Source organism: Pseudomonas sp. EA_65y_Pfl1_P113 (assembly GCF_963970525.1).
GTDB lineage: Bacteria > Pseudomonadota > Gammaproteobacteria > Pseudomonadales > Pseudomonadaceae > Aquipseudomonas > Aquipseudomonas tritici.
In genome coordinates this window covers 39,998-63,921 of the sequence record NZ_CAXAQM010000009.1, presented here as the reverse complement: position 1 = coordinate 63,921, position 23,924 = coordinate 39,998, and the positions used below count along the sequence as shown (strand labels likewise).

Sequence of the window (23,924 nt, the reverse complement as noted above, 5' to 3'; positions counted from 1 at the left end):
CGATCATTGATCGCCCCGAACGGTACATCGAGAGGTCCTTTCCTAAGCCTTACAAACTGATCTGCTTGCGCTCCTCATCCGTCAACCGCGCCCGCGCCTGTTCGCTCAGCGGCCCCGCGCCCAGCACCTGAACCGGGCTGTTGGGGTTGTAGGCAGAGTTTTTCTGCTGCGGTTCCGGTTCACGCGGCAACGGCTCGCTGCCCAGGCTCAATACTTCCACCGTCATGATCGAAGGCCGGCCCTGCTTGGCCGCCGCCTGCTGGCTGCGCGCCGCGTCTTCCGCCGCCTGCGATGCCGCTGCCCCTGCCGCGCTGGCCGAGCTCATGGCTCCCGTGTTGACCGTGGCCGACACCGGCACCCCGGACGACTTGCCCTGGCTCTGGATATTCGCGGCGTTCACCACGCGCAACGCGGCGATGTTGACGTTGCCGGATACGCGAATCCCCGCCTCCCCTGCGTCGATGGTGCCCAACGGTGCGATCAGGTCGATGTCCCCCGCCGGCACTTCCGGAATCGGGTTCAAGGTCGCGATCCCCGCGCCCGTGCTCGGCACCGACGGCGACAGGCCGACGTTGCCCCAGTTGTCATAGACACGCTTGGGCGGCGTGTACACCACGGTGGTCTTGGAGCCGCGACCGGCGTTGATGTCGCCCTCGCTGGTCCAGCCCATGATCGAACCGCCGAAGGTGGTCATGATGCGGCTCTGGCCAAGCAGGATGCTGCCCATTGAATAGAGCTGGATATCGCCGGCACCTTGGGTAATCACACCCGCCGTCGACGGTGGCGCCTCGCCCTCGATGCCGAAGGTCTGGCTGCCGCCTGGCGTGAGCATCTGGATCGAGCCACCGAAGTTGGTGTGCACGCCCGAGCCGCCGAACAGTGTGATGTCGCCTTTGTAGGTAATCGGGTTGCCGGCCACGTCCTTGTCCGGGAACAGCGCCGCAATAGCGGCGCGGCCACGCAGGTAGCTGCCTTGGCGCACGCTGCCGTCGGTGTTGTACTCGCGCCCTGCGGCCTTGAGTTCGGCAAAGTACAGGTCGCGGGCAAACACGCGTTGCTGCTCGGCGGGCAGCGCCGAGTAGTAGGCGCGTGCCTGCTCGGTATCGCCGACAAAACCGAAGCGCTCGGCGAGCCAGGTGACCAGCTCGTTTTCGTACGTCTTGGCGACCTTATTGCCTTGAATCGACTCGCCAGGCTGCGCCAGGTTGGCGGGGTTCAGGTACGCCTCGACGAAGCGCAGGTAATCCGGCCCATGGGGACCGACGCCCGCCTGCATGACGATGCTCGCCCCAGGACGGTTGTCCCCGGCCAACAGGGGCCCGAGGCTGGTCACGCTGGACTCGCCCAACGCCCCGAAACCGGTCAGGAGGATATTGCGCCCCGCCGACAGTTCCAGCAGGCCGGGCCCGGCGACCTGGAAGTTGCTGTACAGAATGTCGCGGCCGGCGGACACCACGGAGATGTCGTTGAGGTTGTTGTGAAGGATCAGGTTGTCCTGGGTGCGTATGTCCACAACAGCAGTCGACTCCTGACCGAAGCGGCGACCGCTGCTGACGATATCGCGTCCAGCCATCATCCAGACCGGTCCATTGCCCTCATACCAGGTCTGGCCTTCATGCAAGCTGCCCGCCGCTGCACTGAAGGCAATCACGCGGCCACTGCTGACGCCGACCAGATCCCCGTCTATCGCGTAAAAACGTGCGGGTTCAGCACTGCCACCGGGAGACAGCGTGGCCGTCCCCGGCCCGTACACAAACAACGGCTGGCTGCCCGAGTTACCGTTAACCGACAGGTTGCTGGCCTTCACCGTGTTACCGATGCGACCCTGATACGCCGGATGCCAAGGCGTTGCCAGAGTACTTTGCGCCGTCCCGGATTGGCTGACGGTCATGCCGCCGGCGTAGATCGAATCCTGGGCCAGGAACTGCAACTGGCCGTTTTCGCCGGGCGCCAACAGCAGTGGGTAACTGTAGTTGTCGTCGCCATTCACCTGCGTCTGCGCCGCTTTACCGTAATACAGACTGCCGCCGGCTGCCGTAGCCCTGACGATCGATGGATAGACCACCGCCAAATCGGTCGTCGCGTCGGATCGGCTGAAGGGCGTGAGGTTGCCGCCCAGGGAAAACAGGTCGATCGACGTACCCTTGGTCCACAGTGTGAACCAACTGGTACCGGTGCCCTGTTCAGCCCCTTGAGCGAAGGGGGACAGGTGGGAGAGTACGACTCGCCCCGGGTCTTCGACGTTCTGCACCACCAGGTCACCCAGGGTTTGCAGATTGAACGTAGCATCGCCCGGCACCAGGGTCATTCCGCCGCGAGCCGCCCCACGGGTCGCGACCAGTGGGTCGTAGGCACGGGTTTCGCCGGGGCTCTGGAAGTTGGCGCTACTGCCATACATCACGTCGACACTGCCCACGGTAGCACTGCGTAATTGCACGTCACCTCGCAGGTTGACCAGTACACCATCACGATGGTCAGCGGTGTCGGCAACGCTGGCCGGGTTCAGTGCCCCACCGATGCGCACGCGCAGGTCGCCGCCACCGGTCAGTTGCAGGCTGCCATCGCTGGCGACCCGGCCCGTGCTGCCCACAGCCAGCACCAAGCCCTGGCTATGCGGGTTAGCCTCGACATGACTGGTGCTGTAGCCCAGTGTGTTCAACACGCCGGCATCACCGCTGACGTTGACATCCACGTTCCCGCCGCCAAGGGCACCGAAGCCGGTAAAGCCGAGCATCTTGTCCGCCGCCGTCGTTGCGGTGTAGCTGCCGAAATTGATCCACCAGGCCGTCGGCTGAGCTTGCCCGCCCGTCGCCACATCGCTACTGCCCTGGCGCCATAACCAATTGCCGACGGCAGCGGAGTCCACCCCGGCATCCTTGGGGTTGGGGCGCGTGGGGCTCAACGCGGTGAGGCTGGTGATATGACCGGTCAGGTCCCCTCCGACATTCAGCGTCAGGTTGCCCCCTGCCTCCGGGTACCAGGCCCGATACCGGCTGGTCGGCGAGCCATTGACGAACTGTTCAAAGAAGCTGCCGGGGTCGCTCAGCACCGTTTTACTGGACGGGTCAGCGCCTGTCGGCGTCGCCTTGGGCAGGTTGTAAGGGTCGCCGGCAAAGGTGCCGGTCGACGAGGTGCCGGCCGTGTAGACGCCGTACAACGAATCCATGCTCAGGCTGCCCGCACTCAACAATTCCAGGTCGCCGGTGCCAGTGCGGATGACGCTGAATCGCGTGCTGGAAGGGGTGGCGGCGTATTCCTTGTCCGCCTTCAACAGGCAGAACTCAGGCGCACTGCCACACACCTCAGCCACAGTCGGGTATTCAATGCTCTGGAAAAACGCATCGGTCATCTCGGTATTGACGACCACAGTGATGCCTTGACTTGCCAACTGATCAACAGCGTACTGGGTGAATACATAGGTGACCTTGGGCTTACAGTACTCCGGCGATGCGGCACAGAAGTCCTCGATTGAACCCAGCCCGAAGCCATCGAGTACCGCCTGATCAATCGGTTCGCCCTCCTTGACGACCACACCGGCAAAGCCCATATCAATGACTGCCTGGGCGGTCCAGGTTTGCACGCCTTTTGCCGGAATTTCCTTGGCAAACATGCCGTAGTGGTTATCCGCCAAGTGGATGTCACCACTGCGCGGGTGGGCTTGCAGGATACGGCTGTCAGCCGCCTCGGTGTCGGCGCCCGCCACCAGGCGCAACGACCACGATTGAGTGCCTTCGGCCAGCATCGGCGAGATCGCCCACACCTGGCCGGCGGCGCCGGAAACCCCGACGCGCAGTTGCACCGACGTCGCCCCGTTGGGCAGTTTCACATCGGTGCCTGCGGGGATCAGTCCGCCCTTCGGCAAGGCTTTGGTGCCGCTGAGCAAGACGATGTTATTGCTCAGCGTTGCGCCGTGCACGGTGGGCAGCGGCACGCCTTTGGGCCAGATCATGGCTTGCAGGCGCGTGCCCTCCGTCAACAACGTGCCGGCCCCCAGTTGTGTGCCCGCCACCAGGGTTTGCGCCTGGCTGAGCAAGGTGCCGGCGGCAAACAGCAGGTTACCGCCGGCATCGCGCACATCCGCCGACAACACGCTGCCGGCGGGCAGCACCAGGTCCTGGTCCAAGGTCGCGGCCACCGGCAAGCGCGTGTCGGCAGCCACCGTCAAGCCTTTGATCGGCAAGTCGTAGTTAAGCGTGGCGCCCGCCGGGAAGGCAGTGCCGTCGGCCAAGGTCACGCCATTGCCCGGCACCACGATAGTCCCACCACTGAAATCGACACCCGGCAACAGCACCCAGCCTTTGTCATCCTCGGACACTGGCGGCTTGGCGAAACCGTCGTTGATGCTGCCGTAGATATTCAGGTCGCCGCCGGCACGCAGGGTCAGGCTGCCGGACTCGCCGCTGCCATACACCGCGTTGTTCTTCTGGCTGTTGGGGTTGAGGCTGGCATAGCGGTAGCCGGACAGGTCCAGATCGCCTTGCACCACCAGGTCGCCGTCCGGGGTGTTGCTGACGATTTCCACGCCTGGGCGCAGGTGGAAGGCATCGGCATACGTGGCGTTGTTCAACCCGGCGAGTTTGTTTTGCAACAGATCGTTATTGAGCAGCGCGGCATTGATAAAAGCCTCGCTCAAGGCGTGCTTGCCATCCAGGTAGCCCTGGGTGATCTCCTGATACGGTCTGCCGCTGGCGGTCGGGTCGGTTTTCTCCGGGGCATCGTCGTAGGTGGCCATGCCGTTGAGGGTAATCGAGCGCGCGCCCTGGATAGTCAGGCGCCCGCTGGCATCGATATTGATGTCATTGCTGCTGCCGTCCGGGTTGAACAACCGTGGCGCGTTCAGCTCCAGGGTGCCGCGATTGCGCCCATCGTTGCCGGCCGTGCCGTCGGTGCCGTGGCGCAGGTCGATGCGCACGCCATCGGCCAGGGTCAGTTGGCCGGTGCCGGAACCCAATACCACCATGGCGCGGTTCGGCGCGTCGATGATCTTGCCGTAACTGTCCACGCGCAGCTTGCTGCCATGGGCGTCGAGCACTGCCGTGCTGTCCAGGGTCAGGCCATTTTTGCCGGCCAGGTTGATGCTGCCGACCCGCTCACCGCTGGCGTCCACCAGGCCATTGACGCGCAGGCTGCCATTGTCCACCGACACGCTGATGGTGCCGGCCTTGAGCCCGTTGCCGATGGTCAGGTCACCCTGCTTGAGCTGGAAGCTGCGCGCGCCGAACACTTCGCCCTGGTTGAGGCGCTGGTTGAGGTCGGCGAACTGTTGGTCGAGGGCGCCGCTGCTGCCCAGGCGTTGCGCCTGGATTTCCACGGTGCCGGCCTGGTACGGCATTGAAGTGCCGCCGGCCAGGTAGCGGCCGCTGCTGCTGCCGAGGATTTTGCCTTGCAGGTCGACGATGCCCCCGGCCGCGTCTGTTGCCACGGCGCGCAGTTTGCCGGCCTGGTTGTTCTTCGCGGACAGGTCGATGGTCGAACCCGCCGCCTGCAGGATATTGCCGCTGCGGCTGTCCAACAGCACATCGCCGCCCCAACCGTATTGGGTCACGTCGTTGAAGGGAATGGCGCGACCGGCCACGTCGATCAACGCGTCATCGGTCAACACCACATCACCACGGGCGCTGAGGCTGACTTTGCCGCTGGGCAACACCACCGCACTGGCCAGCCGAATGCTGTCGCCCTGCAGGGACAGTTCGGCACCCTGGCCGCTGGCCGTGCCACGCGGGCCGGCGGACGCGCCGATGTCGATCGCACCGCCCGCCTTGATCACGTTCACCGAGCCGGCTTCACCGGTCATCAGTGGCGTGCGGATAGTCAGGTTGCCGCCGCTGTACTGAAAGCCGCTGATCGGGTCATAGGCGCCCTGGCTCTGGTACACCGACAGGCTGCCCTTATGGTTGGCCGTGATGCGCTCGCTGGCGTTCAGACTGACGTTGGCAAAGCCCAGCGCCAGGCGGTCGAAGCTTTTCACGTTGCTCGGCTGGCCAAAGGCGCCATAACCGAACTCGATCCGCTCGGCGTTGACCTCCAGGCGCCCGCTGCCGGTGCCCGCTCCCCCCGCCACCACCGCGCCCGGCGCCGTGATCGCGCCCAGCCAGATCAGGTTGGCGGTGTGGATCGTCGCCACGTCGTTGGCGCCACCGGCGCCGTACAGGGCCGGGGTGGACAGCATCAGGTTGCTCAGCAGCGATTTGCCGGTGAGCGGGTCATAGGTGTCAAGTACCGCATTGCCGTAGAAGTTGAACCCGTCGCGGGCCGAGAGCTGCAGGGTTTCCAAGGCCGGTGCGCCGAACTGCGTATCGCCGCGCAGCAATTGATCAAGCAGCGCCTGGCTGAGCGTCAGCCCAGCCGGCAAGCGATTGGCCGCCGCCGCTGCGGCCAGGGCGTCCGCGCTGCCCAGGTTGATGGTGTTCACGCCCAGGTTCAAATGACGGGTGCCGTAACGCACCTGGTCGCCGAGCTGAAAGGTGCTGTCGGTCAGGGCCACGATGCTACCGTTGGAGTACAGCCCGGTCTGGCCACTGCACACACCACTGCTGCAGGCACCGATGTTGATGCCCTGGCTGATCACGCTGCCCACCTTGGGCGCACTGATCACATTGAGCAGGCCATTGGACACCGCCAGCATGTTGGCCACCTGGTAGATATAGCCGTCGCGGGCATCGTAGCTGGCATTACCGCGCCCCAGGGTATTGATGGAAGCACCCTGCTCCACGACGATCGAGCCGGTGTCACTCACCAGGAACACTTCCGGTGCAGCCAGGGTTGCGCCATTGCGCAAGATCACGTTGCTATTGGCGCGATTGACCCCGCCCGCCAGGGAAATGAAGTTCCCGGACTGGCCGTACGCCACAGCCGTCATCCCACCCACCATCAGCCGCGAAGCACCCAACGCATTCAGGCTATCGGCGTTAAAGGTGATGCCAGCGAACCCGGCGGTTGCTGCCTGCCCGGCGCCGACCACTTCGATCCCTTGCATACTCCGGTCGATCACGGCCACCGTGCCGCCATACCCTCCCGATGCGGCGCCAAAGCGCCCAATACCTTGGAACGAGAAGGCCTCGGCGCCGCCTCCCGGACGCAGGGCCAGCTTCAAGGTTTTCGCGTCGGCCTCCAGCATCGGCCGTGGCACACCCAACCTCGCCGCATCGACCCTGGCGAACTGGGCGTAACTGGTTTCGTTGTATTGGGAGTAGCGCCGCAAGGTGTCGGCCGAGGTCAGGATCAATTGGCTGGCTACGCTGTTGCTGATCCCGGTATGGGCGATCGACAGCTGCCCGGCAGTGGCCCACGAGCCGTTGCGCATCAAGGTGGTTGCGGTGCCGCTGCCCAATCCGGCCAGGCCATTGATCTCGACGCGGAACGCGCCTGGCATCAACGCGTAGGTCGACGGCATCAGCGTGTAGGTACCCGCCGGCAACCCCGGCACACCGGCGCCGATGGTGACTTGCTGGCCGACCAACGGCGTTACGGCCCCGCCCTCTGCTGCGACCGGCGCGGCGCCCGGCTGTATCCCCGGCACAATGGCATAGATCGGGTTGGTGGACAGTCCCGGCAGCACGAACCCGCCAGTGGCGCCAAATTGCACCAACGGGCTGTAGCGCGCATCCGTGGAACCACCGCGCCCGGACACAAAGCCGGCACCCAACAAATCGCCTCCGCCGGACAAGTCCAGGGTGGCGTCCGGCAACACGCTGATCGACTTGCCCCCCAGAATGACCCCGACACTCAGGTCAGTTTCACGTGGGGCCACACCTCCCTGACCGATAAATTTCACAGTCTTGCCGTTGTACTTATAGACCTGGCCGTCCAGCGTTCCGCCATAGGGCAGCACCAGGCCCTTGCCACTCACCGAGGTCAGGCTGCCAGGCAGCAGTTGCACCACGCTGCTGCCCATGCTGCCGATATCGATCAACCCCAGGGGTGCGCGCACCACGCCACCCTGGCGCACCGTCGCCGCGCCCAGTTGCAGCCGGCCAAACGCCGAATACGGGACAGGCGCATCGGCGTTGCCCACGCGGCCGATGGTCAGCGTACGCAACGGATCGAAATCCAGGTCAAGGGAAGTGGTGGTCGACTGCCCACGGTAACCGGCGATGACGCGAGCACTGACTTCAGTGGCCGGGTACAGCTGCGCGGCGCGCAAGGTCATATCGCCCTGGGTCAGCAACTGCGTGCTGACACCGGTAATGATGTCGTTCTCGGCCGCACCGGCGAGAAAACGCAGGTCGCCCTGGCTGGTCAGGTTGACCTGATCGAACCCGCGACGCTCAAGGCTGGCCTGGCTGTTGTCCGCCCTGAACAGGTGGCTACGGTTACCAAAGATGACATTGCCGCGTACCTCAATCAGGCTGCCGGATGCATTGAATTGTGCCTCGGTGGCCCGCTGGGACGGGGCCGGCAGCACCGGTATCGGTCGCACATACAAATCCTTGCCCGTCTCTTCAGGCGCGAGGAAACCCGCCAACAGCAGGTGCGGCGCCGCAAGGTTGATGCGCGAGTTGCCCGCTGCGTTATCGCTGAGGCCGTAGCCACGGCTGTACAGGCGCAGGCTCTGGCCCATGTTCAAGGTTACGTCGCCATCAAAGCTCAACAGGCCGTTGCTCAACAGCGCCAGGTTATCGAAACCGCCCGCACTGACTTGGTCAACGCCCAACCGAGCATGCCCGTACTCCAGGCTGGCGGCAGCGTCTTCAGCAGTGCCGGCCAGCGTCGTCGGCTGACTTGTCTGCCCCAGCACCAGTTCACGTACTTTGAGGACGCGGTCGGTGACGGACGCTTTCTGGTAATACGGGGTGTCCAACGCCAGGTTGAGACTGCCGCCTGCCGCACCGGCACCACCGGCCCTGGCGACAAAACTACCGTCCAGGTACAGGCCATTATTCGACGCCAGCGTAATACTGCCGCCATTGCTGGCCGCTTGCACGGCGCCCTGCCCCGGCACGTTTATGAGGGCTTGGGTGCCGGAGGCCTCCAGGCGCGCGCCGTTACGCACCACCACGAACAAGTCACTGGCCTTGGCCAGGCCAGTGTTCAAGTCGAAGGTGCCGCCAATATTGATGCTGCCGCCGTCACGCACCAAGCCATAGGTGCGCCCACGGTTGTCCACCGCCGTCGCCGCGCGTGCCGCGACGTCGATCACCGCCTGCTCGCCAACCCAGATTGAGCGGCCATGGCCGATGGCGTTCACCGCTTCCGAGGCACCCGTCGTCAAGCCGCCCAGGCCCACACTGCCGCCCCAGGCATTGAGCGTGCCGTCCATCGTCAATTGCCCGACGCTGCGCAGGTTGATCGCTTGGCCGGGATCCACGTTGATCACTGCGCCCTGACCCACGGTGAGCGCCGTGGTCGCCAGTTGCGCGGCGGTGGCATTGACATGGCCGGCGGTAAGGCTCAAGCCCGCGCCCCGGCGTTGGGTCAGCACGCCTTTGGCAGCGTCTTCCTGATACAACGGCGGCGTCCAGCGCTCCAGTACGCTGGCAGGATCGCTACCGGTGGGCGTACCCGAGGCTTGGGCACCTAACCGGTAAACCGGCAGGCTGACGTCCACCTGCGTACCGTCCGTGACGATCAGCCCTTCATTGCCGGTGATGTCGTAGGCCGAGAAGCCCTTTTTGAAGAAATCACCCGCCAGTTTCAGGGTGTCGCTGCCAAGCGCATTGGCACTTTCACCGATCTGCACCTTATGCGCCTGCAACGCCAGGGTGCCGCCGCCGTTGACGCCATAGCCGCGAATATCACCCTCCAGGGCCAGGGCACCGAGCGCGCCCAGGGTTACGTTCCCGCCCTTGCCGCCAGTGAGCTTGCCATCCACGCCAAGGGTGGCCCCGGAAGACGTATCCACGACACTGCCGGCGGCCAGGTTCACGTTGCTGGAACTGCGCACCGACACCTTGCCACCGTTCACGTACGCCACACCCGCGCTGGCGGTCGGGTCCAGCGCCAGGTTGTTCCAGCGGCCGCTGGTGTCCAGCTTGACGCCGGCGGCGACGTTCACACTCGAACCACCGGCCAGGATCGTATCCGCCACCTCACCGGCCTTGAGCCGATCGACCTGGCTGAGAATGTTGCCGGCGTTGATACTGCCGCCGTGGGCCGTGAGGTTGGCATTAATCTGCACACCCGACCCGAACACGGTGATATCGCCACCGTCCGCCACACTGAGCGCGCCATTGACGGTCACCTGTTGCTTGGCAGCGACCTTGACCGCGCCCAACTGGTAGCCATTGAGCTGATCGCTGTCTAGCAGGATCTTGCCCTGGCGATCAAGCGGCAGCACGCTGCCGAGGTCCAGGCCGTCGGCGATTGCCTGGGTGTTGCTGTCGATCAGCACTTGGTCGGAGGTACCACTGAGGGCATAACGCAGCGTGCCGGTGGTTTTGTTGTAGATCGGAATGTATTGGCCAATGATCAGTTGCGCACGCTGGGCCCTGGCTTTCTGGGATTGCTGGTAACCGTCGAGGTTGATGTTCGGTGCCTGGGTCTGGCGATCCCCCTGGAACACGTCACTGATCACCTGGCCTTCCAGCACTGCGCTGGCGGTGCCGATGACCAGCTTGCCGGCATCGCGGCCCACGGTGTAACCGGCTTCGTAGCGACGCTGGGGAGCGATCAGCGGGTTGTAGTAATACTCGGTCTGGCCCCAGCGCGCGCTGTTGTCTTCATAGCCCTTGTAGAACCCGGAATAGAGAATGTCCCCCGGCGCTTTCGACAATTCATACAAGCGGCCATTCGGGCCCTTGAGCCAGGTCTGCTGAATGTAACCGGCCTGCACATCCACGGTACCGCCCGACAGGTTGATCTGCGCGCCCTGTTGGGTCACCACCTCCTTGCCGGTAAAGGTCACAGTGCCGCCTTGGGCCATCCACTCGCCCACCGAGTGGCCCTGGGTGCCCAGGTAGCCGCCTACTTCCAGCAAGCCGCCGGCGGTGTACCAACGGTCGGTGGCGTAGCCGTTGGTGCCGGCCGGTACAAACACCAACTCGCGCAGGTCGACCCACACGTCATTGTTGATCAGTTGCCCGCCGTCGCGGTTGACCGGCGCATCGCGCTGCTCGTTGCCCTGTACGTTGATCTTGATGTTGTTGGCTTCCATCGCCACCTTGACGCCGATGGCACCCGACACATCGATCATCGCGCCATCGCGCACCAGGCTGCGCTGCCCGGCGCTGACCGCGACCTGGCCGCCGGTGGCCAACGTGATCGAGCCCTTTTGGAAGTCCACAGTGCCGCCGCTGACAATCTCGATACGCGACTGGTCGGTGCGGTCAACCACCGCACTGAGGTTGTTGAACTGCCCGGTGATCAGGTTGGCGGGCGTACCGTCGAGCTTGATCAGGCCATTGTCTTTCTGGCTGTTGAGGGCCGTGCTGCCACTGGCGTCGAGCAGGATCGCGGTGGTGCTGCCCTCACCCAGGGTCACGCTGCCGGTGGTGTCGCTGGCGGCGTTGAGCAGGTGAATCGTGCCGCGCGTGTCCACTGAGGTGCTGGCCAGGGCCACGCCATTTTGCTGCACCTGGTGGCCGGTCAGGGTGATGTCGCCAGTGGAGGCCATGATCAGGCCGCTGTTGGTGACTTTGCCAGAGGTGCTGCCAGCCTTGAGGCTGGTCGCCACTTCATTGCCACGGGTGGTGGAACGGTCGTTGCCCGCCGTGCCGACGCCTTTGCGAATGTAAAAGCTGTCGCCAGCCGCCAGGGTGGTCTGGCCCTTGGCAGTGACGATGGTCCCGGCGTTTTCCACCTCGCTGCCCAGCAACAAGGCATAGCCGCCTGAGTCCGTGGAGGTCGCGGCAGTGTGCGTCTGGATCAGCGCGCCGCGCTGTACTTCCACCTTGCCCGCCGCATCGGTGAACGTGGGTTGGGTGCCATTGGTGTCGACATACAGGCCGCGCTGGGTGAACTGGTCATCCGTGATGGTCGCGGCGGCCGCCACCAGGTTACGCACATTGACCTGGCTGGTGCCGCTGAAGACCACACCGTTACGGTTCATGATCATCACGGTGCCGGCGCCGTTGATCTGGCCCTGAATTTCGCTGGGGCGCGCATTGGGGTCATTGACGCGGTTGAGCACGGCCCAGTTGGACTGCTGCTGAAAATCGACAGTGGTATTGCGCCCGACGTTGAAGGTTTCCCAGTTGAGGATCGCCTTGTCAGCGGTCTGCTCGATGGTCACCGTGGTCTTGCCGCCGGATTGGCTCTGGGTGGGCCCCTTGGCGTTGGTCCAGCCCTGGGTCAGGCTGTTATCGACCTGCAGGCCGCCCTTGCCCAAGCCATCGAGGATATTCGAGACCTGGCCGAACGCCGCCTGGCGCCCCGCCGCTTGCGCCGCCTGCTGGGCCGCAATCGCCGCGACACTGGTGTTCAATGTGCTGATGGAACGCGCCAACTGCTGCTTGACCTGCGCCTGCTGGTTTAGCGAAGGAATCCCCGGGACTTGGCCGGCACCGGTGCGCGCTGCCGTGCTTGCCTGAGACGCGCCCTTGTCGGCAAACCAGCCGGAACTGAACGCCGTGGCCGCCTGGGCATTACCGGCCACCATCAACAAGGCAATGGCCTGGGCCAAAGGCTTGAGGCGCAGGACTGTCACGGGGGCTTTGAGGTTAACCGGTGATTTGCAGCGAACCATCTGGAATCTTCCTTCTTTGTTATCGCACTGGGGCCAAGACAGGCTCACGTATGAGGGTTAGGCGGTTGGCGAGGCGCGGGACTGAACTTCTGTCATGGAAAGTTCACGCAGGGCTGTTAACGAAAAAAAATCAGCAACGGCACAGGCCGTTGCTGATCGGTGTTGCGGGTCGTTGAAGCGTGGGTTACAGCGGACGACCGATGGCGTTGCAGACGCTGGTGTTGCCGATGCCTTGAGCGTTGGAAGCGGTGGCGAAGGTGTCACGCACGGCTTTTTTCCAGTTGGCTGGCAGCGGTACGAAGCGGTTGTTGCTGATCGCGGTGTCGTTGTTACCGAAAGCACCGTAGTGACGGGCGAAGAAGCCGCGCACTTGGGTGGTCTGGGTGGCGTCGGCGTAGCACTGGCTGAAGATCAGGTTAGTGAAGCCCAGGATCGGGTAGCCGCTGGATGGGTAAGCGAAGGTGGCTGGGCCGCTTGCAGTGGCAGCAAACACCGGCACCCAGTTGTCCGGGTTGGTAGCGTCGATGAACGAGCCATCCGCGCGGGCTTCGGTTGGCGCTGGAATCAGGCCAATCGCAGTCGACACGTTGGCAGGCGCAGGGGAAACACCGCCAACCTTGGCCACTTTGGTAGCGTCATCCAGACCGGCCAGGGTGGTCGCCGCGTAATCCGGGCTCATGTAGGTGATACGGCCTTCTACGGCGTTCAGTGCATCCATCACGCCCTGGCTGCCAGTGGCGGCCACAGCCGTCGATGGCAGACCACCGCCGTAGCTGGAGGAGAAAGTGGTAGTCACTGCGAAAGGCAAGGCTTCGGTGCATTTGGCATTCAGGAAGCGCGTGAACAGCTCAGTGGTGCCGCTGGACTCGCTGCGATACACCAGGGCAATCGGGCCAGTGCGGCCAGAGTTGGTGATCTCGTTCCAGGTGGTCAAACGACCGGAGAACACGCCACACAGTTGGTTAACGCTCAGGTTGACGGCGTTGGTGCCGGCCTTGTTGAACGGAATGGCAACCGAAGTGGCCACCGAAGGCACCTGGATCAGCTTGCCCCAGGTAGGTTGCTTGGTGGAAGCATAGGTCGACAGTTCAGTCGCGCTCAGCTTCGAATCGCTACCCGCCCAGTGCACGTTCTTGTTAGTCACGCCAGCCACGAACTTGGTGTAGTCATTGTTCAGGAAAGCCGACTTGCCGTTGCCGCTGCCCACGCCGATGTACGGAGCGAAGCCAGTGGTGAGTACGCCAGCGGTTTGATACAGCGGCTGTGGCAGAGTCGCGCCGCCGCCGTTGATGTCAGCGAATGCAGCCTGTGCAGAGCACAGTGCAGCGAGGGTCATGGATACCGCGAGAACGTTGCGCTTAAACATGAAGAAGCTCCTTTCGTCGTGTTTGTACGTTGGGTAGATGGCTCTTGCATGACGCCATGGCTTCGGTCCCAAGCCATGTTGCGGGGGTGGCCAGGGGTGAAAACCATGGAGAGAAAGTCGCAGTTTCCGATGACGGTTATGGGAAAAAACCTCGGGAGGAACGCCTTGATTTTAAAAAGATTCTCGGGTGTTTTGGTCATGGTTTTGAGCGGTTTCGGGGTAGGTGACAGCGAGGTTTCAGTACGGGGTTGCTGGAGGCGGTGTGGCGTGTGTCGAGGGGGGGTAAGATGTGACGGAATGAGGAACCCGAGGTTGTTGGCGGCGGCATAGGTATCGGCAAATCAACTGAATGGGTGCAGTTCAAATGTGGGAGCGGGTTGCGTCAGTGAGTCAGGTGACCAGCTGGTTGATCTCGATGATCGGCAACAGCACCGCCATGACGATCACCAGCACCACGGCGCCCATCACCACGATCATCAGCGGTTCCAGCAACGCGGTCATGCCCATGGCGCGGCGCTCGATATCCCGCGACAGGGTCTGCGCCGCGCGCTCGAGCATCGGCGGCAGCGAGCCGGTTTTTTCGCCGCTGGCGATCAGGTGGATCAGCACCGGCGGGAACACCTTTTCCACCGCCAGCGCCGGGGCCAAGTTGACGCCTTCGCGCACTTTGGCGGTGGCGTCGTTGACGCACTGGCTCAGGCGGTCATTGGACAGGGTCTGCCGCGCCGCCTCCAAGGCCCGTAGCAACGGCACGCCGGCACCGCCGAGAATCGCCAGGGTCGAGGCAAACCGCGCGGTGTTCAGGCCCAGCACAAAACGCCCGATCAGCGGCAGGCGCAAGACGCGGCTATGCCAATTCAAACGCGCCACCGGGTTGCGTAAATACAGGCGCCAACTCCAAAAACCGCCGACGATCCCGGCGAAACACAGCCAACCCCAGGCACGGATAAAGTCACTGGCGTTGAGCATCGCCAGGGTCAGCCCCGGCAAGTCCTGGCGCGCCTGGGAAAACGCACTGACCACCTGCGGCACCACGTAGCTCAGCAAAAAAATCACGATGCCTATGGACACCAACCCCACCACGCCAGGGTAGATGAACGCAGTGAGGATCTTGCCGCGCAGATTGTTGCGCTCCTCGATGTAGTCGGCGAGGCGCTCCATCACCTGGGCCAGGTCGCCGGACTCCTCCCCCGCCGCGATCAACGCGCGGTAGATCGACGGAAAATCCCGTGGCCGCGCCGCCAACGCCTCCGCCAGGCGCATGCCGCCACGCACATCGGCGCGCACACCGGCGAGGGTCTGGGCGATGTGTTTTTTCTCGGCCTGCTCCACCGTGGCGCTCAACGCCGCCTCCAACGGCAGACTGGCGCCCAGCAGGCTCGCCAGTTGCCGCGTGGCCCAGGCCAAATCATTGTCTGAGAGTTTGGCAGTGAACAGGCTGCTGCCTGTCGCCGCTGGCTGGCCGCCTTCGATCTGCACCCGCAACGCGGTCAAACCGCGGCCTCGCAAATTGGCAAAGGCCGCGCTCTGGCTGTCGGCCTCCACATGCCCGGCCTCGACTTTGCCGCTGGCATCGGCAGCTTCGTAGCGATAGCGATTCATCAGGCGTCCCGTGTCACGCGCAGGATTTCTTCGGGCGCGGTGGCGCCGCTGCGCACCCAACGTTCGCCGTCTTCCCGCATGCTGAACATCCCGGCACGGCGCGCAGCCAGGCGCAGGTCCTGTTCGTTGGCGCCCTGGTGGATCAGGCTGCGTACATCGTCATCGACGCAAAACAATTCATGGATACCGGTACGGCCGCTGTAGCCGATCTGGTTGCACTGTGCGCAGCCCACCGGACGCCACGTGCCGGGCGCAGCCGGGCCTTCCTGCTTGCAATGCGGGCACAGACGGCGCACCAGTCGCTGGGCCAAAACGCCCAACAAGGACGACGCCAACAAGAACGGCTCCACGCCCATGTCGATTAAGCGATTGACCGCCGACACCGCGTCGTTGGTGTGCAAGGTGGCGAGCACCAAGTGGCCGGTAAGCGAAGCCTGCACGGCGATTTGTGCGGTTTCCAAGTCACGGATTTCGCCGATCATGATGATGTCCGGGTCCTGACGCAGAATCGCGCGCAAGGCCAGGCCAAAGGTCATGTCGATCTTGGCGTTAACCTGGATCTGGCTGATGCCCGGCAAGTCATATTCCACCGGATCCTCCACGGTCAGGATATTGCTGGTGCTCGCATCCAGCCGCGCCAGCGCAGCGTACAGGCTGGTGGTCTTGCCACTGCCGGTAGGCCCGGTGACCAGCACGATGCCGTGGGGCTGACGGATCAATGTGTCCAGGCGGGCGAGCAATTGTGGCTCCATGCCCAGGGTTTCCAACTGCAAACGCCCGGCCTGTTTGTCCAACAGCCGCATCACCACCCGCTCGCCATGGCCGGTGGGCACCGTCGACACCCGAATATCAATCGGCCGCCCCGCCACACGCAGCGCGATGCGGCCATCCTGGGGCAGGCGTTTCTCGGCGATATCGAGCTGAGCCATGATCTTGATCCGCGACACCAGCGCGCCATGCAACGCCTTGCGAGGCGACACCACATCACGCAGGGTGCCGTCGACGCGGTAGCGCACCACGGAATGGGTCTCGTAAGGTTCGATATGAATATCACTGGCCTCGTCGCGCGCGGCCTGGGTGAGCAAGGCGTTGATCATGCGAATCACAGGCGCGCCGTCCTGTGTGTCGAGCAGGTCGGTGATTTCGGGCATGTCTTGCATCAGGCGGTCGAGGTCGACCTCGTTTTCGGCGGCACCCACCACGGCGGCGGCGCTGCCGGTGTCGGCGTAGGCACTGGTGAGCAGGCCGTCGAGTTCGTCGTCGCGCACCTGTTCGAGGTGGGCCTGGCCGAACTGGCGGTGGACTTCGCTGATGGACCAGCCGGGGGTTGAGGGGCATACCGTCAGTAGCATGCCTTGCTCGCCGGGGCGCAGGAGAATGCGCTGGGATTTGGCCCAGGCGTAAGGGAGCAGGCTCATTGGGGTAGCCCCTTTTTTGCGTGTACATATCCATTATTTGGGTAACGGCTGATTAGGGTTCCGCCCTTACGGCGGCTCACTTTGGAAAAGCCCAAAAGTAAGCAAAGGGCTCTTACCCCAACACTCGGCACCTCGCCTAGGCTCGGTGTGCCCGTAATCCGACAGGGATTTGGGGGGCCGCCTAAGATCAAAATCAAGAGCAAAAGCGAAAGCACAGCGGCCTGACAGCCGGCTTGAGTGGTGGAGATCAAAAGCATTTTTTGTGCACCGCAAATTACTTTTCTGTGGGAGCTGGCTTGTCGGATCGCCGCACCGCTGCGATGCGGACGCCTAGGTGAATCAGGCATATCCAGTTGATGCCTTCGCAGGCAAGCCAGCTCCCACAGTGGACCGAGATCGGCCTCCAAGAACCGGTCGGCTCTAAGGCCGCCGCGCTTTGCTTTTGATCTTAGGCGCCCCGTAAAACCACGCTGGCCGAACGCAGGCTTTGGAGCGTGGGTAACCCGGCAGGACGCCGGGTTAGCCGCGCTGGGCCAAGGATGGCCCATCGCGGCGGCCCACGCTCCAAAGCCGGAGTGAGGGCATGCCGAGCCTAGGCGAGGCACCGAGTGGTGGGGCGAAGACCTTTTGGTTACTTTTGGGGCGTTTGCCAAAAGTGACCCGCTGTAAGAGCGGAACCCTAAGCGGCCGTGACCGCAGCAACGGATATGTACACTCACTTAGGCACCGCCCTGATCACCGCCCTAGGCCCCTGCTGCTGCACCCCAGGAATCGCCTTCTCCACCGAAGGCAACTGCGGCGCCTGCACATCCGGCATCGCCCAACTACGCTCCGGCTGTAACCCCCCCTGCGCCCGGCGCATAAACTCATACCGGTTCAACGTAATACTGCGCCCCGCCCCACTGTCCCGAATAATGTAAGGTCGTAAAAACACCATCAGGTTGGTCTTGTTCACACTGCGTTTCTCATTGCGAAACAACGCCCCCAACCCCGGAATATCCGACAACCACGGCACCGCATCATTACTCTGGCTATACCCATCCTGCAGCAACCCACCGAGCACCATGATCTGCCCGTCATCCAACAAAATACTGGTATCGATCGCGCGTTTATTGGTCACCGTCCCCGCCGTCACGGAAGCCCGCTCATCCACGGTGCTGACTTCCTGGTAAATGTCCAGCTTCACCGTGCCGCCCTCGGAAATCTGCGGCCGTACATTCAACTTGAGCCCCACCTCTTCACGCTGCACGGTCTGGAACGGGTTGTTGCTGGTGCCCCCGCCCCCGGTCACATAACTGCCGGTGACAAACGGAATCGTCTGCCCCACAAAAATGCTCGCCGCCTCGTTGTCCAGGGTCAGCAGGTTCGGCGTGGACAGCACGTTGGTGCCGCCCTTGCTCTTCAATGCACGGGCCAACACCTTGAGGTCGAGCACCTTGCCAATGCCGGGAATATCCACGGAGCCGTTGACCAACCCCACGTTCAGCCCCTTGGGCAATACGTCGATGCTGGTCTTGCTGGTAGGCGTACTGTTCACACCACTGCCGCCCAGGTTGACCCCGCCAAACCCACCCTTGCCACCGAGGTTGCCGGCCTGCCACTGCACGCCAAACTCAGTCGCATCGTCCTCGCCGACTTCCACGATCAGGCTTTCGATCACCACCTGGGCGCGGCGCTGGTCGAGCATGTCGATCACTTCGCGCAGGTTGCGGTACAGCGGGTCCGGCGCGGAAATCAACAAGGTGTTGGTGGTGGCGTCTGCCTGAATGGTCACGCCGCCAGCGCTGAACGCGGTGTCCTGATCATTGGGGGTGCCGCTGGTGCCAGTGCTGCTGGTCGAACCGGTGGACTGGCCATAACCCGACTGCACACCGCTGCCCGTAGGCGTGCCACTGCTGTTTTGCGCATTGCTCGTGCCTTGGCTGTTTTTGCCATTGCCGCCCATGGCGCTGAGCTTGCCACGGGCATCGTCGCTGACGCCGGAATCGCTTTCACCGGTGAGCAACCCGCGCAGCGACTGCGCCAGCTTGCCCGCCTGGGCGTTGCGTAAATACACCACGTGCATGTTGCTCGGGTTGCTCTGGGCGTTGTCGAGTTTGTAGATCAGGTTGCGCGCCAGCTCCGTGCGCTCCGGGCTGCCGGAACGGATGATGATCGAGTTGGAACGCGGGTCGCCGATCACGTTGATCTTCTGGGTCTGGTCGGCGCCCTGGGTTTCCAGCAGCTCGGCGACCATTGCGGCGATGTCCACAGCGATGCCGTTCTGCACCCTCACCACGTCGGTGTCGATGGCGCTGGGGGTGTCGATGCCGTTGATGATCTGCGCGACACGCGCGAGGTTTTCCGCGTAGTCGGTGATGACGATGCTGTTGTTGCCTGGGTAGGCATTGATCGGGTTGTTCGGCGACACGATGGGGCGCAGCACCGGGATCAGGTTCACCGCGTTTTCATATTGCAGGCGAAAGGTGCGGGTTTGCATGCCGCTGCTGCCGGCCGTGTAGATCGGCCCGCCGAGCAACTTGGCATCGGCCTCGGGCACCACCTGGGCGACGCCGCCCACATCGACCACGCTGAAGCCCTGCATGCGCAGGGCCGCCAATAGCATGTCGTAAGCCTGATGCGCCGGCACCTGGCCTTCGCTGACCAGGGTGAGGTTGCCCTTTACACGTGGGTCGACCAGAAACTGCTGGCCGGTGGCGCGGGACAGCGCGCGCACTACTGCCTGGATATCGGCATCGACAAAGTTGAGCTGCACCGGCTGGTCGCCCAGTGGGTTGCGTGCCTTGACCACCGCCGGGGCGTGGCTGCGGGCGCTGTTGGTAACCCGGTGCTGGACGGGCGGTTGGGGGGCGGGTTCACGTTGGCGATCCAACACGGTCTCACCGCTGCGGCGGGTGTCGGCCAAGGGTTGGCCAAGTTCACTGTCCACCAGCAATGGCGTGGTTGACTGACTGCTGCACGCACTCAGGGCCAGCACCAGCAGCGGCGCGACCATGCGAAAAGGGGGGACTGACCACTTCATGAAGCTTCCTTAGCGCCAAGCGCCTGATCCATGCGAACGGTCCCGGACACAGTGCCGGCCGAGTTATCGACGGGGTCGAGGGCGCGCTGCAAACGCGCCTCGGACACCTCCAGAGAAAACGAACGGGCATTGCCCAGCAGCCAGCCCACCACCGCATCGGCCGGGGCGTTGTCGAAGGTAAGGCGCCAGCCGCCGAGGGCCAGCGCCTGCAACTGGTAATGGCCTTGCAGGCCGGCGCTATCGAGGGCTTGGTGCAACGCGGTTTCATCGCCCTGGCGAGGCGCAGCGACGTCCTGCAACAACACCTGCAAGGCCGCGGCCTGGGCACGTAACTTAGGCGTTTCGGCCTGCCAGTAGTCGATCTTCTTCAACGCGGGCTGCACCAGCACGAGCCAGGTCAGCAGGCTCACCAGGACCAGGCCGGCGCCGCCGAGCATGCGTTTTTCGCGCAGGGCCAGGCCGCGCCAGAACACCTGGGCCTGGCTGCGCAGTCGCTGCACTTTATTCATCGCCGGCTCCTGGCTTTTCCGCTGCCGGCGCCGGGCCAATGGTCCAGGCATGGTCATCGCGGGTGGCCGTGAAGCCGGCCTGGGCCAACGCCGCCTGCCATTCACCCTCAGCCGTCGGGTTACGACTGTCGGCGAGTAATTCCACGTGCAAGCGGCCTTGTTCAAAGGTCAGGTTGTCGACGCTGCCGACCATGAACGGCAAGCTGCTGCCCGCCAGTTGCAGGAGGCTGGTGAAGCGTTGCCCTGGGTCTGAGGCCGCGCCGGTCTGGCGCGCCGCCAATTGCTGACGGGCCTGCTGCAAAGGGTTGAGCACCACCGGCAATTCGGGAAATGCCTGGCGCACCTGCTGGCTCATCAAGGCCTTGAGTCGCTGACCTTCATCCACTTGGCGCGCGGCGTACAGGTTGAGCCCAAGGGTCCAGATGGCCGTCGCCAGCGCCACACACGCCAGCGCCCTGCCCCATCCGGCCGTCGAAGGTTGACGCAGGCGACCGTGCAACCCCCATGTGGGCACTGGCCCACTCCAACGTTGCTGCGCATCCACCAGCCGCACGTCCAGCGTCTGCAAACCCAATGGGTGCACTGCGCCTTGTTGCAGGCTGTCACGCGTCAACAGATAGCCTTCGTCCAACGCCGCAGTGCCCACCGGCAAGGCATAGGGCGCCGGGTACACGCCGCGCAGCTTGAGTTGCACCTGCGCCAGCCGCTCCAGCGCGGCCTTGGACACCCAAGCCACCGGCACGCGCCCATCGCTTTCACGCGGGCCGTGGGCCACCTGCATCTGTTCCACCGGGCCCAGGATCAATGCCTGCGCGGCGCAGGCTACGGCGGCCGCCGTTTTCGCGGCCGGCAGCGGTGGCAGCTCCAGGCTGGTGAGCAAGCTGTCGCGCGGGTGCAGGAAACACTCCACAGCCGGGCGGGCCTTGCCCAGCTGCGCCAGGCTTGCGTAACCCTCTTCAATGACCACGCCACGGTCCAGCCAGGCAAATTTTACCTGGCTCTCAAGGGTCAGTTGATCCAGCGGCGGCAAGCCAATGCGCAAGCGTTTCATACACCCACCCGCGACCAGATCACGCGGGGCTCGCGGTCTTCAGGGCGATGCAGCAACGCATCAATCGTCACCCGCCGCTGCTCACGGCGCGCCTGGCCCTGCAAGCGGAACCACTCACTGGTAATACCCACCTGCACCGAATCCACCTCGATTTGGGGCAAGCGCAGGCGGTTGACGAAATCCCCGCGGTTGATAAACCAGTGCCCACTGTCACGCTCGGCCACCAGCCCATGGGCCTGGGACAGGCTGAGCCGTGGCACCACCGCGCTGAGCACTTCGGCGCTGGCGGTATTGCCGTTGACCCAGGTAGGGCCCGGCAACACGCTGATGTACGCCTGCATGCGCTGCAACACGTTAGGGTCGAGACCTTCGATCGCGCTCAAGTCATCCAGGCTGCGCAGCATCGGGTATTGGGCGGGGGGTACATAAGAGGCGATCACCCGCTGGCTAATGCGCCGGCTCACCGCCGGGTCGACGCCGATCAGGCGACACAGCCGCTCGAAGCTCTGCAACTGCTCGGTGTCCACCTGCCCGCGATTGACCAGGTTGCGCAGGTTGAACTTGCCCTGCTCGTCCACGATCCGTCCCTCAAACACGCCACTTTGGGCACGGGCCCAGGGTTGATCGAGGCGGGTGAGCACGTCTTTTTGGCGCGCGTCCCAGAGCATCTGCCGGCTGCGCTCAAGGCCACCCTGCAACAGCCATTGGCCCTGGATGCGCAACTGCTCGGCTTCCAGGCGACGGGTGAACACGGTCTGGCGCGTGAGCATGGCACCGGCCAGTACCGCCACCACTGCGGCGATCAGCAAGGCACTGATAATCGCCATGCCGCGCTGCTTCGCCGGTGCGGGCGAATACCGTTTCATGGCGCGCCTTACAACTGCCAGGAGCCGATATCGGCATTCACGCCGTCGCCATCCGGCTGGCCGTCGGCGCCGAGGGAGAACACATCTACCTCGCCATTGGCGCCCGGGTTGAGGTAGTGATAAGGGTGGCCCCAAGGGTCGTTGGGCAGACGTTCCAGGTAGGCGCGCCAGGTGTTGTTCTTCGCATCCGCCGGGCGTTCCAACAGTACTTTCAACCCCTGGTTCATGCTCGGATAAGTGCCGTGATCCAGGCGATAGAGTTTCAACGCCTGCATCAACCCGCCGATGTCCTGCTTCGCTGCGGTGGCCCGTGCCTGGTCCGGCCGATCAAGGACCTTGGGCACCACCATCGCGGCCAGGATCCCGAGGATGACCACCACCACCATGATCTCGATCAACGTGAAGCCACGCTGCCCGCGAGGGCCTGGCAATGGGGACGTTAGGCGCGCGATATCCATCTCGACATTCCTTGGCTTGAGTGCAATTCGTGGCGCAGTGTTGCAAGAACACATGTCAGTCGTATTGAAAATCCTCGGGAGTTTCGGTCGCCAATCGGTCAACTGCCGGCGCTAGTCTGCGGGCCTGTTTCCCGGCTTTGAGAGCGCCATGTACGGCCGACGCAAGGAGCAAGGTTTTACCCTGATCGAGGTGCTGGTGGCGCTGGCGATCATCGCCGTGGCCATGGCCGCCGCCGTGCGCGTGGCCGGGCTGATGACCCAGAGCAACGGCCTGTTGCGCGACAAGTCGATCGCGTTGCTGGCGGCGCAGAGTCGCCTGGCGGAGTTGCGCCTGGGGGGGCACCTGCGCAGCGGCAAGAAAACCTTCGAGTGCGACCAGGGCCGCTTGAAACTGCGTTGCGAGCAGACCATCAACGCCGATGGGCGCCTGTTTCAGGTCAACCTGCAGGTGCTCGACGCCAGCCGCGAAGCGCCGCCCCTGGCCCGCCTGGACACCCAGGTCATGGCCGAGTGAGCATGGGCAACGCAGGCCCCTGCGGCAGCTTGTCGAGGTGGACGCGCAGCTTCTCGCCAGCGCGCTCTATCTCCACACCATCGCCTTCGATGGCCGTCAGCCGCACGCCGGGGCTGAGGCGCTCACCCAACAGAAAACTGCGCGGCGGGCCGTCATTCAGACTGAGGATCGCCACCGCACCACGGGCGCCCGCCAGCACGCCGGTAACCTTCACCTGCAGCGCCGTCGGCGCATTGGAAAACCATTGCAGCGCCGGGTTATCGCTGCGCGCCGCCAATGCTTGGGGCGTGGCTTGGGGCGTATGGGATTCGGCGCTGTTGAGCAGCAGCGGCGTCCAGACCGCCAGGCCAGCCAGTGCGGCCAACACACCTAGCGCCTGCACGCCATGGGCCAGGGTGAAACGATGGGCAAATATCATGGGCTGGACCTCCTGTTTGTCCGTCGCACCAGCCTACAGGTCAATTCGCACGCTTTTATTTCACACACTCCCCAGTTT

The 23,924-nt window shown here is 63.9% G+C and carries 11 protein-coding genes; 1 reads left to right on the top strand and 10 read right to left on the bottom strand.

The window, feature by feature from the left end; translation table 11 throughout:
- Positions 1-49 precede the first annotated feature (49 nt).
- The 9 genes from AACY52_RS10995 to gspG form a co-directional block, all read right to left on the bottom strand.
- Positions 50-12,622 carry a filamentous hemagglutinin family protein gene (locus AACY52_RS10995; RefSeq protein WP_339560485.1) on the bottom strand — a complete coding sequence of 4,191 codons (12,573 nt, stop codon included), beginning with the start codon at positions 12,620-12,622 and terminating at the stop codon, positions 50-52.
- A gap of 184 nt (positions 12,623-12,806) precedes the next feature.
- Entirely contained in the window at positions 12,807-13,988 is a 1,182-nt protein-coding gene (locus AACY52_RS10990) for a substrate-binding domain-containing protein (protein WP_339419770.1), read from the bottom strand.
- A 390-nt stretch (positions 13,989-14,378) separates the two neighbouring features.
- A complete protein-coding gene (gspF, locus tag AACY52_RS10985) occupies positions 14,379-15,590 on the bottom strand; it encodes a type II secretion system inner membrane protein GspF (protein ID WP_339436518.1) in 1,212 nt (403 codons plus the stop codon).
- The gene (gene gspE, locus AACY52_RS10980; protein ID WP_339497669.1) at positions 15,590-17,008 is read right to left on the bottom strand and encodes a type II secretion system ATPase GspE; all 1,419 of its coding nucleotides are present in this window, start codon (positions 17,006-17,008) and stop codon (positions 15,590-15,592) included. Before gspE ends, gspF begins: the two co-directional genes overlap by 1 nt.
- 715 nt (positions 17,009-17,723) lie before the next feature.
- A complete protein-coding gene (gspD, locus tag AACY52_RS10975) occupies positions 17,724-20,030 on the bottom strand; it encodes a type II secretion system secretin GspD (RefSeq protein WP_339419766.1) in 2,307 nt (768 codons plus the stop codon).
- A complete protein-coding gene (gene gspM / locus AACY52_RS10970) occupies positions 20,027-20,539 on the bottom strand; it encodes a type II secretion system protein GspM (protein ID WP_339560484.1) in 513 nt (170 codons plus the stop codon). The genes gspD and gspM overlap by 4 nt, the downstream gene beginning before the upstream one ends.
- Positions 20,532-21,590: a type II secretion system protein GspL gene (gspL, locus tag AACY52_RS10965; RefSeq protein WP_339497745.1), complete on the bottom strand. Its 1,059-nt coding sequence runs from the start codon at positions 21,588-21,590 to the stop codon at positions 20,532-20,534. Before gspL ends, gspM begins: the two co-directional genes overlap by 8 nt.
- Entirely contained in the window at positions 21,587-22,456 is an 870-nt protein-coding gene (gspK, locus tag AACY52_RS10960; protein WP_339436516.1) for a type II secretion system minor pseudopilin GspK, read from the bottom strand. Before gspK ends, gspL begins: the two co-directional genes overlap by 4 nt.
- Before the next feature lie 8 nt (positions 22,457-22,464).
- The gene (gene gspG / locus AACY52_RS10955) at positions 22,465-22,914 is read right to left on the bottom strand and encodes a type II secretion system major pseudopilin GspG (protein ID WP_339560483.1); all 450 of its coding nucleotides are present in this window, start codon (positions 22,912-22,914) and stop codon (positions 22,465-22,467) included.
- A 148-nt stretch (positions 22,915-23,062) separates the two neighbouring features.
- Between gspG and gspI the strand changes: the two genes are divergently transcribed.
- Positions 23,063-23,428 carry a type II secretion system minor pseudopilin GspI gene (gene gspI / locus AACY52_RS10950; RefSeq protein ID WP_339428112.1) on the top strand — a complete coding sequence of 122 codons (366 nt, stop codon included), beginning with the start codon at positions 23,063-23,065 and terminating at the stop codon, positions 23,426-23,428.
- On the opposite strand, the gene AACY52_RS10945 is transcribed toward gspI, so the two are convergent.
- Positions 23,415-23,846 (bottom strand): type II secretion system protein N, encoded by a 432-nt coding sequence (locus AACY52_RS10945; RefSeq protein WP_339428113.1) that lies wholly within the window; start codon positions 23,844-23,846, stop codon positions 23,415-23,417. The two genes, gspI and AACY52_RS10945, sit on opposite strands and share 14 nt — an antisense overlap.
- Between the last annotated feature and the right edge of the window lie 78 nt (positions 23,847-23,924).

What these genes read in the sequence shown, in the direction of transcription:
- gspK (WP_339436516.1), bottom strand. Translation starts at nt 22,456, where the DNA reads ATGAAACGGTATTCGCCCGCACCGGCGAAGCAGCGCGGCATGGCGATT.
- gspM (WP_339560484.1), bottom strand. Translation starts at nt 20,539, where the DNA reads ATGAATAAAGTGCAGCGACTGCGCAGCCAGGCCCAGGTGTTCTGGCGC.
- gspG (WP_339560483.1), bottom strand. Translation starts at nt 22,914, where the DNA reads ATGGATATCGCGCGCCTAACGTCCCCATTGCCAGGCCCTCGCGGGCAG.
- AACY52_RS10990 (WP_339419770.1), bottom strand. Translation starts at nt 13,988, where the DNA reads ATGTTTAAGCGCAACGTTCTCGCGGTATCCATGACCCTCGCTGCACTG.
- gspL (WP_339497745.1), bottom strand. Translation starts at nt 21,590, where the DNA reads ATGAAACGCTTGCGCATTGGCTTGCCGCCGCTGGATCAACTGACCCTT.
- AACY52_RS10995 (WP_339560485.1), bottom strand. Translation starts at nt 12,622, where the DNA reads ATGGTTCGCTGCAAATCACCGGTTAACCTCAAAGCCCCCGTGACAGTC.
- AACY52_RS10945 (WP_339428113.1), bottom strand. Translation starts at nt 23,846, where the DNA reads ATGATATTTGCCCATCGTTTCACCCTGGCCCATGGCGTGCAGGCGCTA.
- gspI (WP_339428112.1), top strand. Translation starts at nt 23,063, where the DNA reads ATGTACGGCCGACGCAAGGAGCAAGGTTTTACCCTGATCGAGGTGCTG.
- gspE (WP_339497669.1), bottom strand. Translation starts at nt 17,008, where the DNA reads ATGAGCCTGCTCCCTTACGCCTGGGCCAAATCCCAGCGCATTCTCCTG.
- gspD (WP_339419766.1), bottom strand. Translation starts at nt 20,030, where the DNA reads ATGAAGTGGTCAGTCCCCCCTTTTCGCATGGTCGCGCCGCTGCTGGTG.
- gspF (WP_339436518.1), bottom strand. Translation starts at nt 15,590, where the DNA reads ATGAATCGCTATCGCTACGAAGCTGCCGATGCCAGCGGCAAAGTCGAG.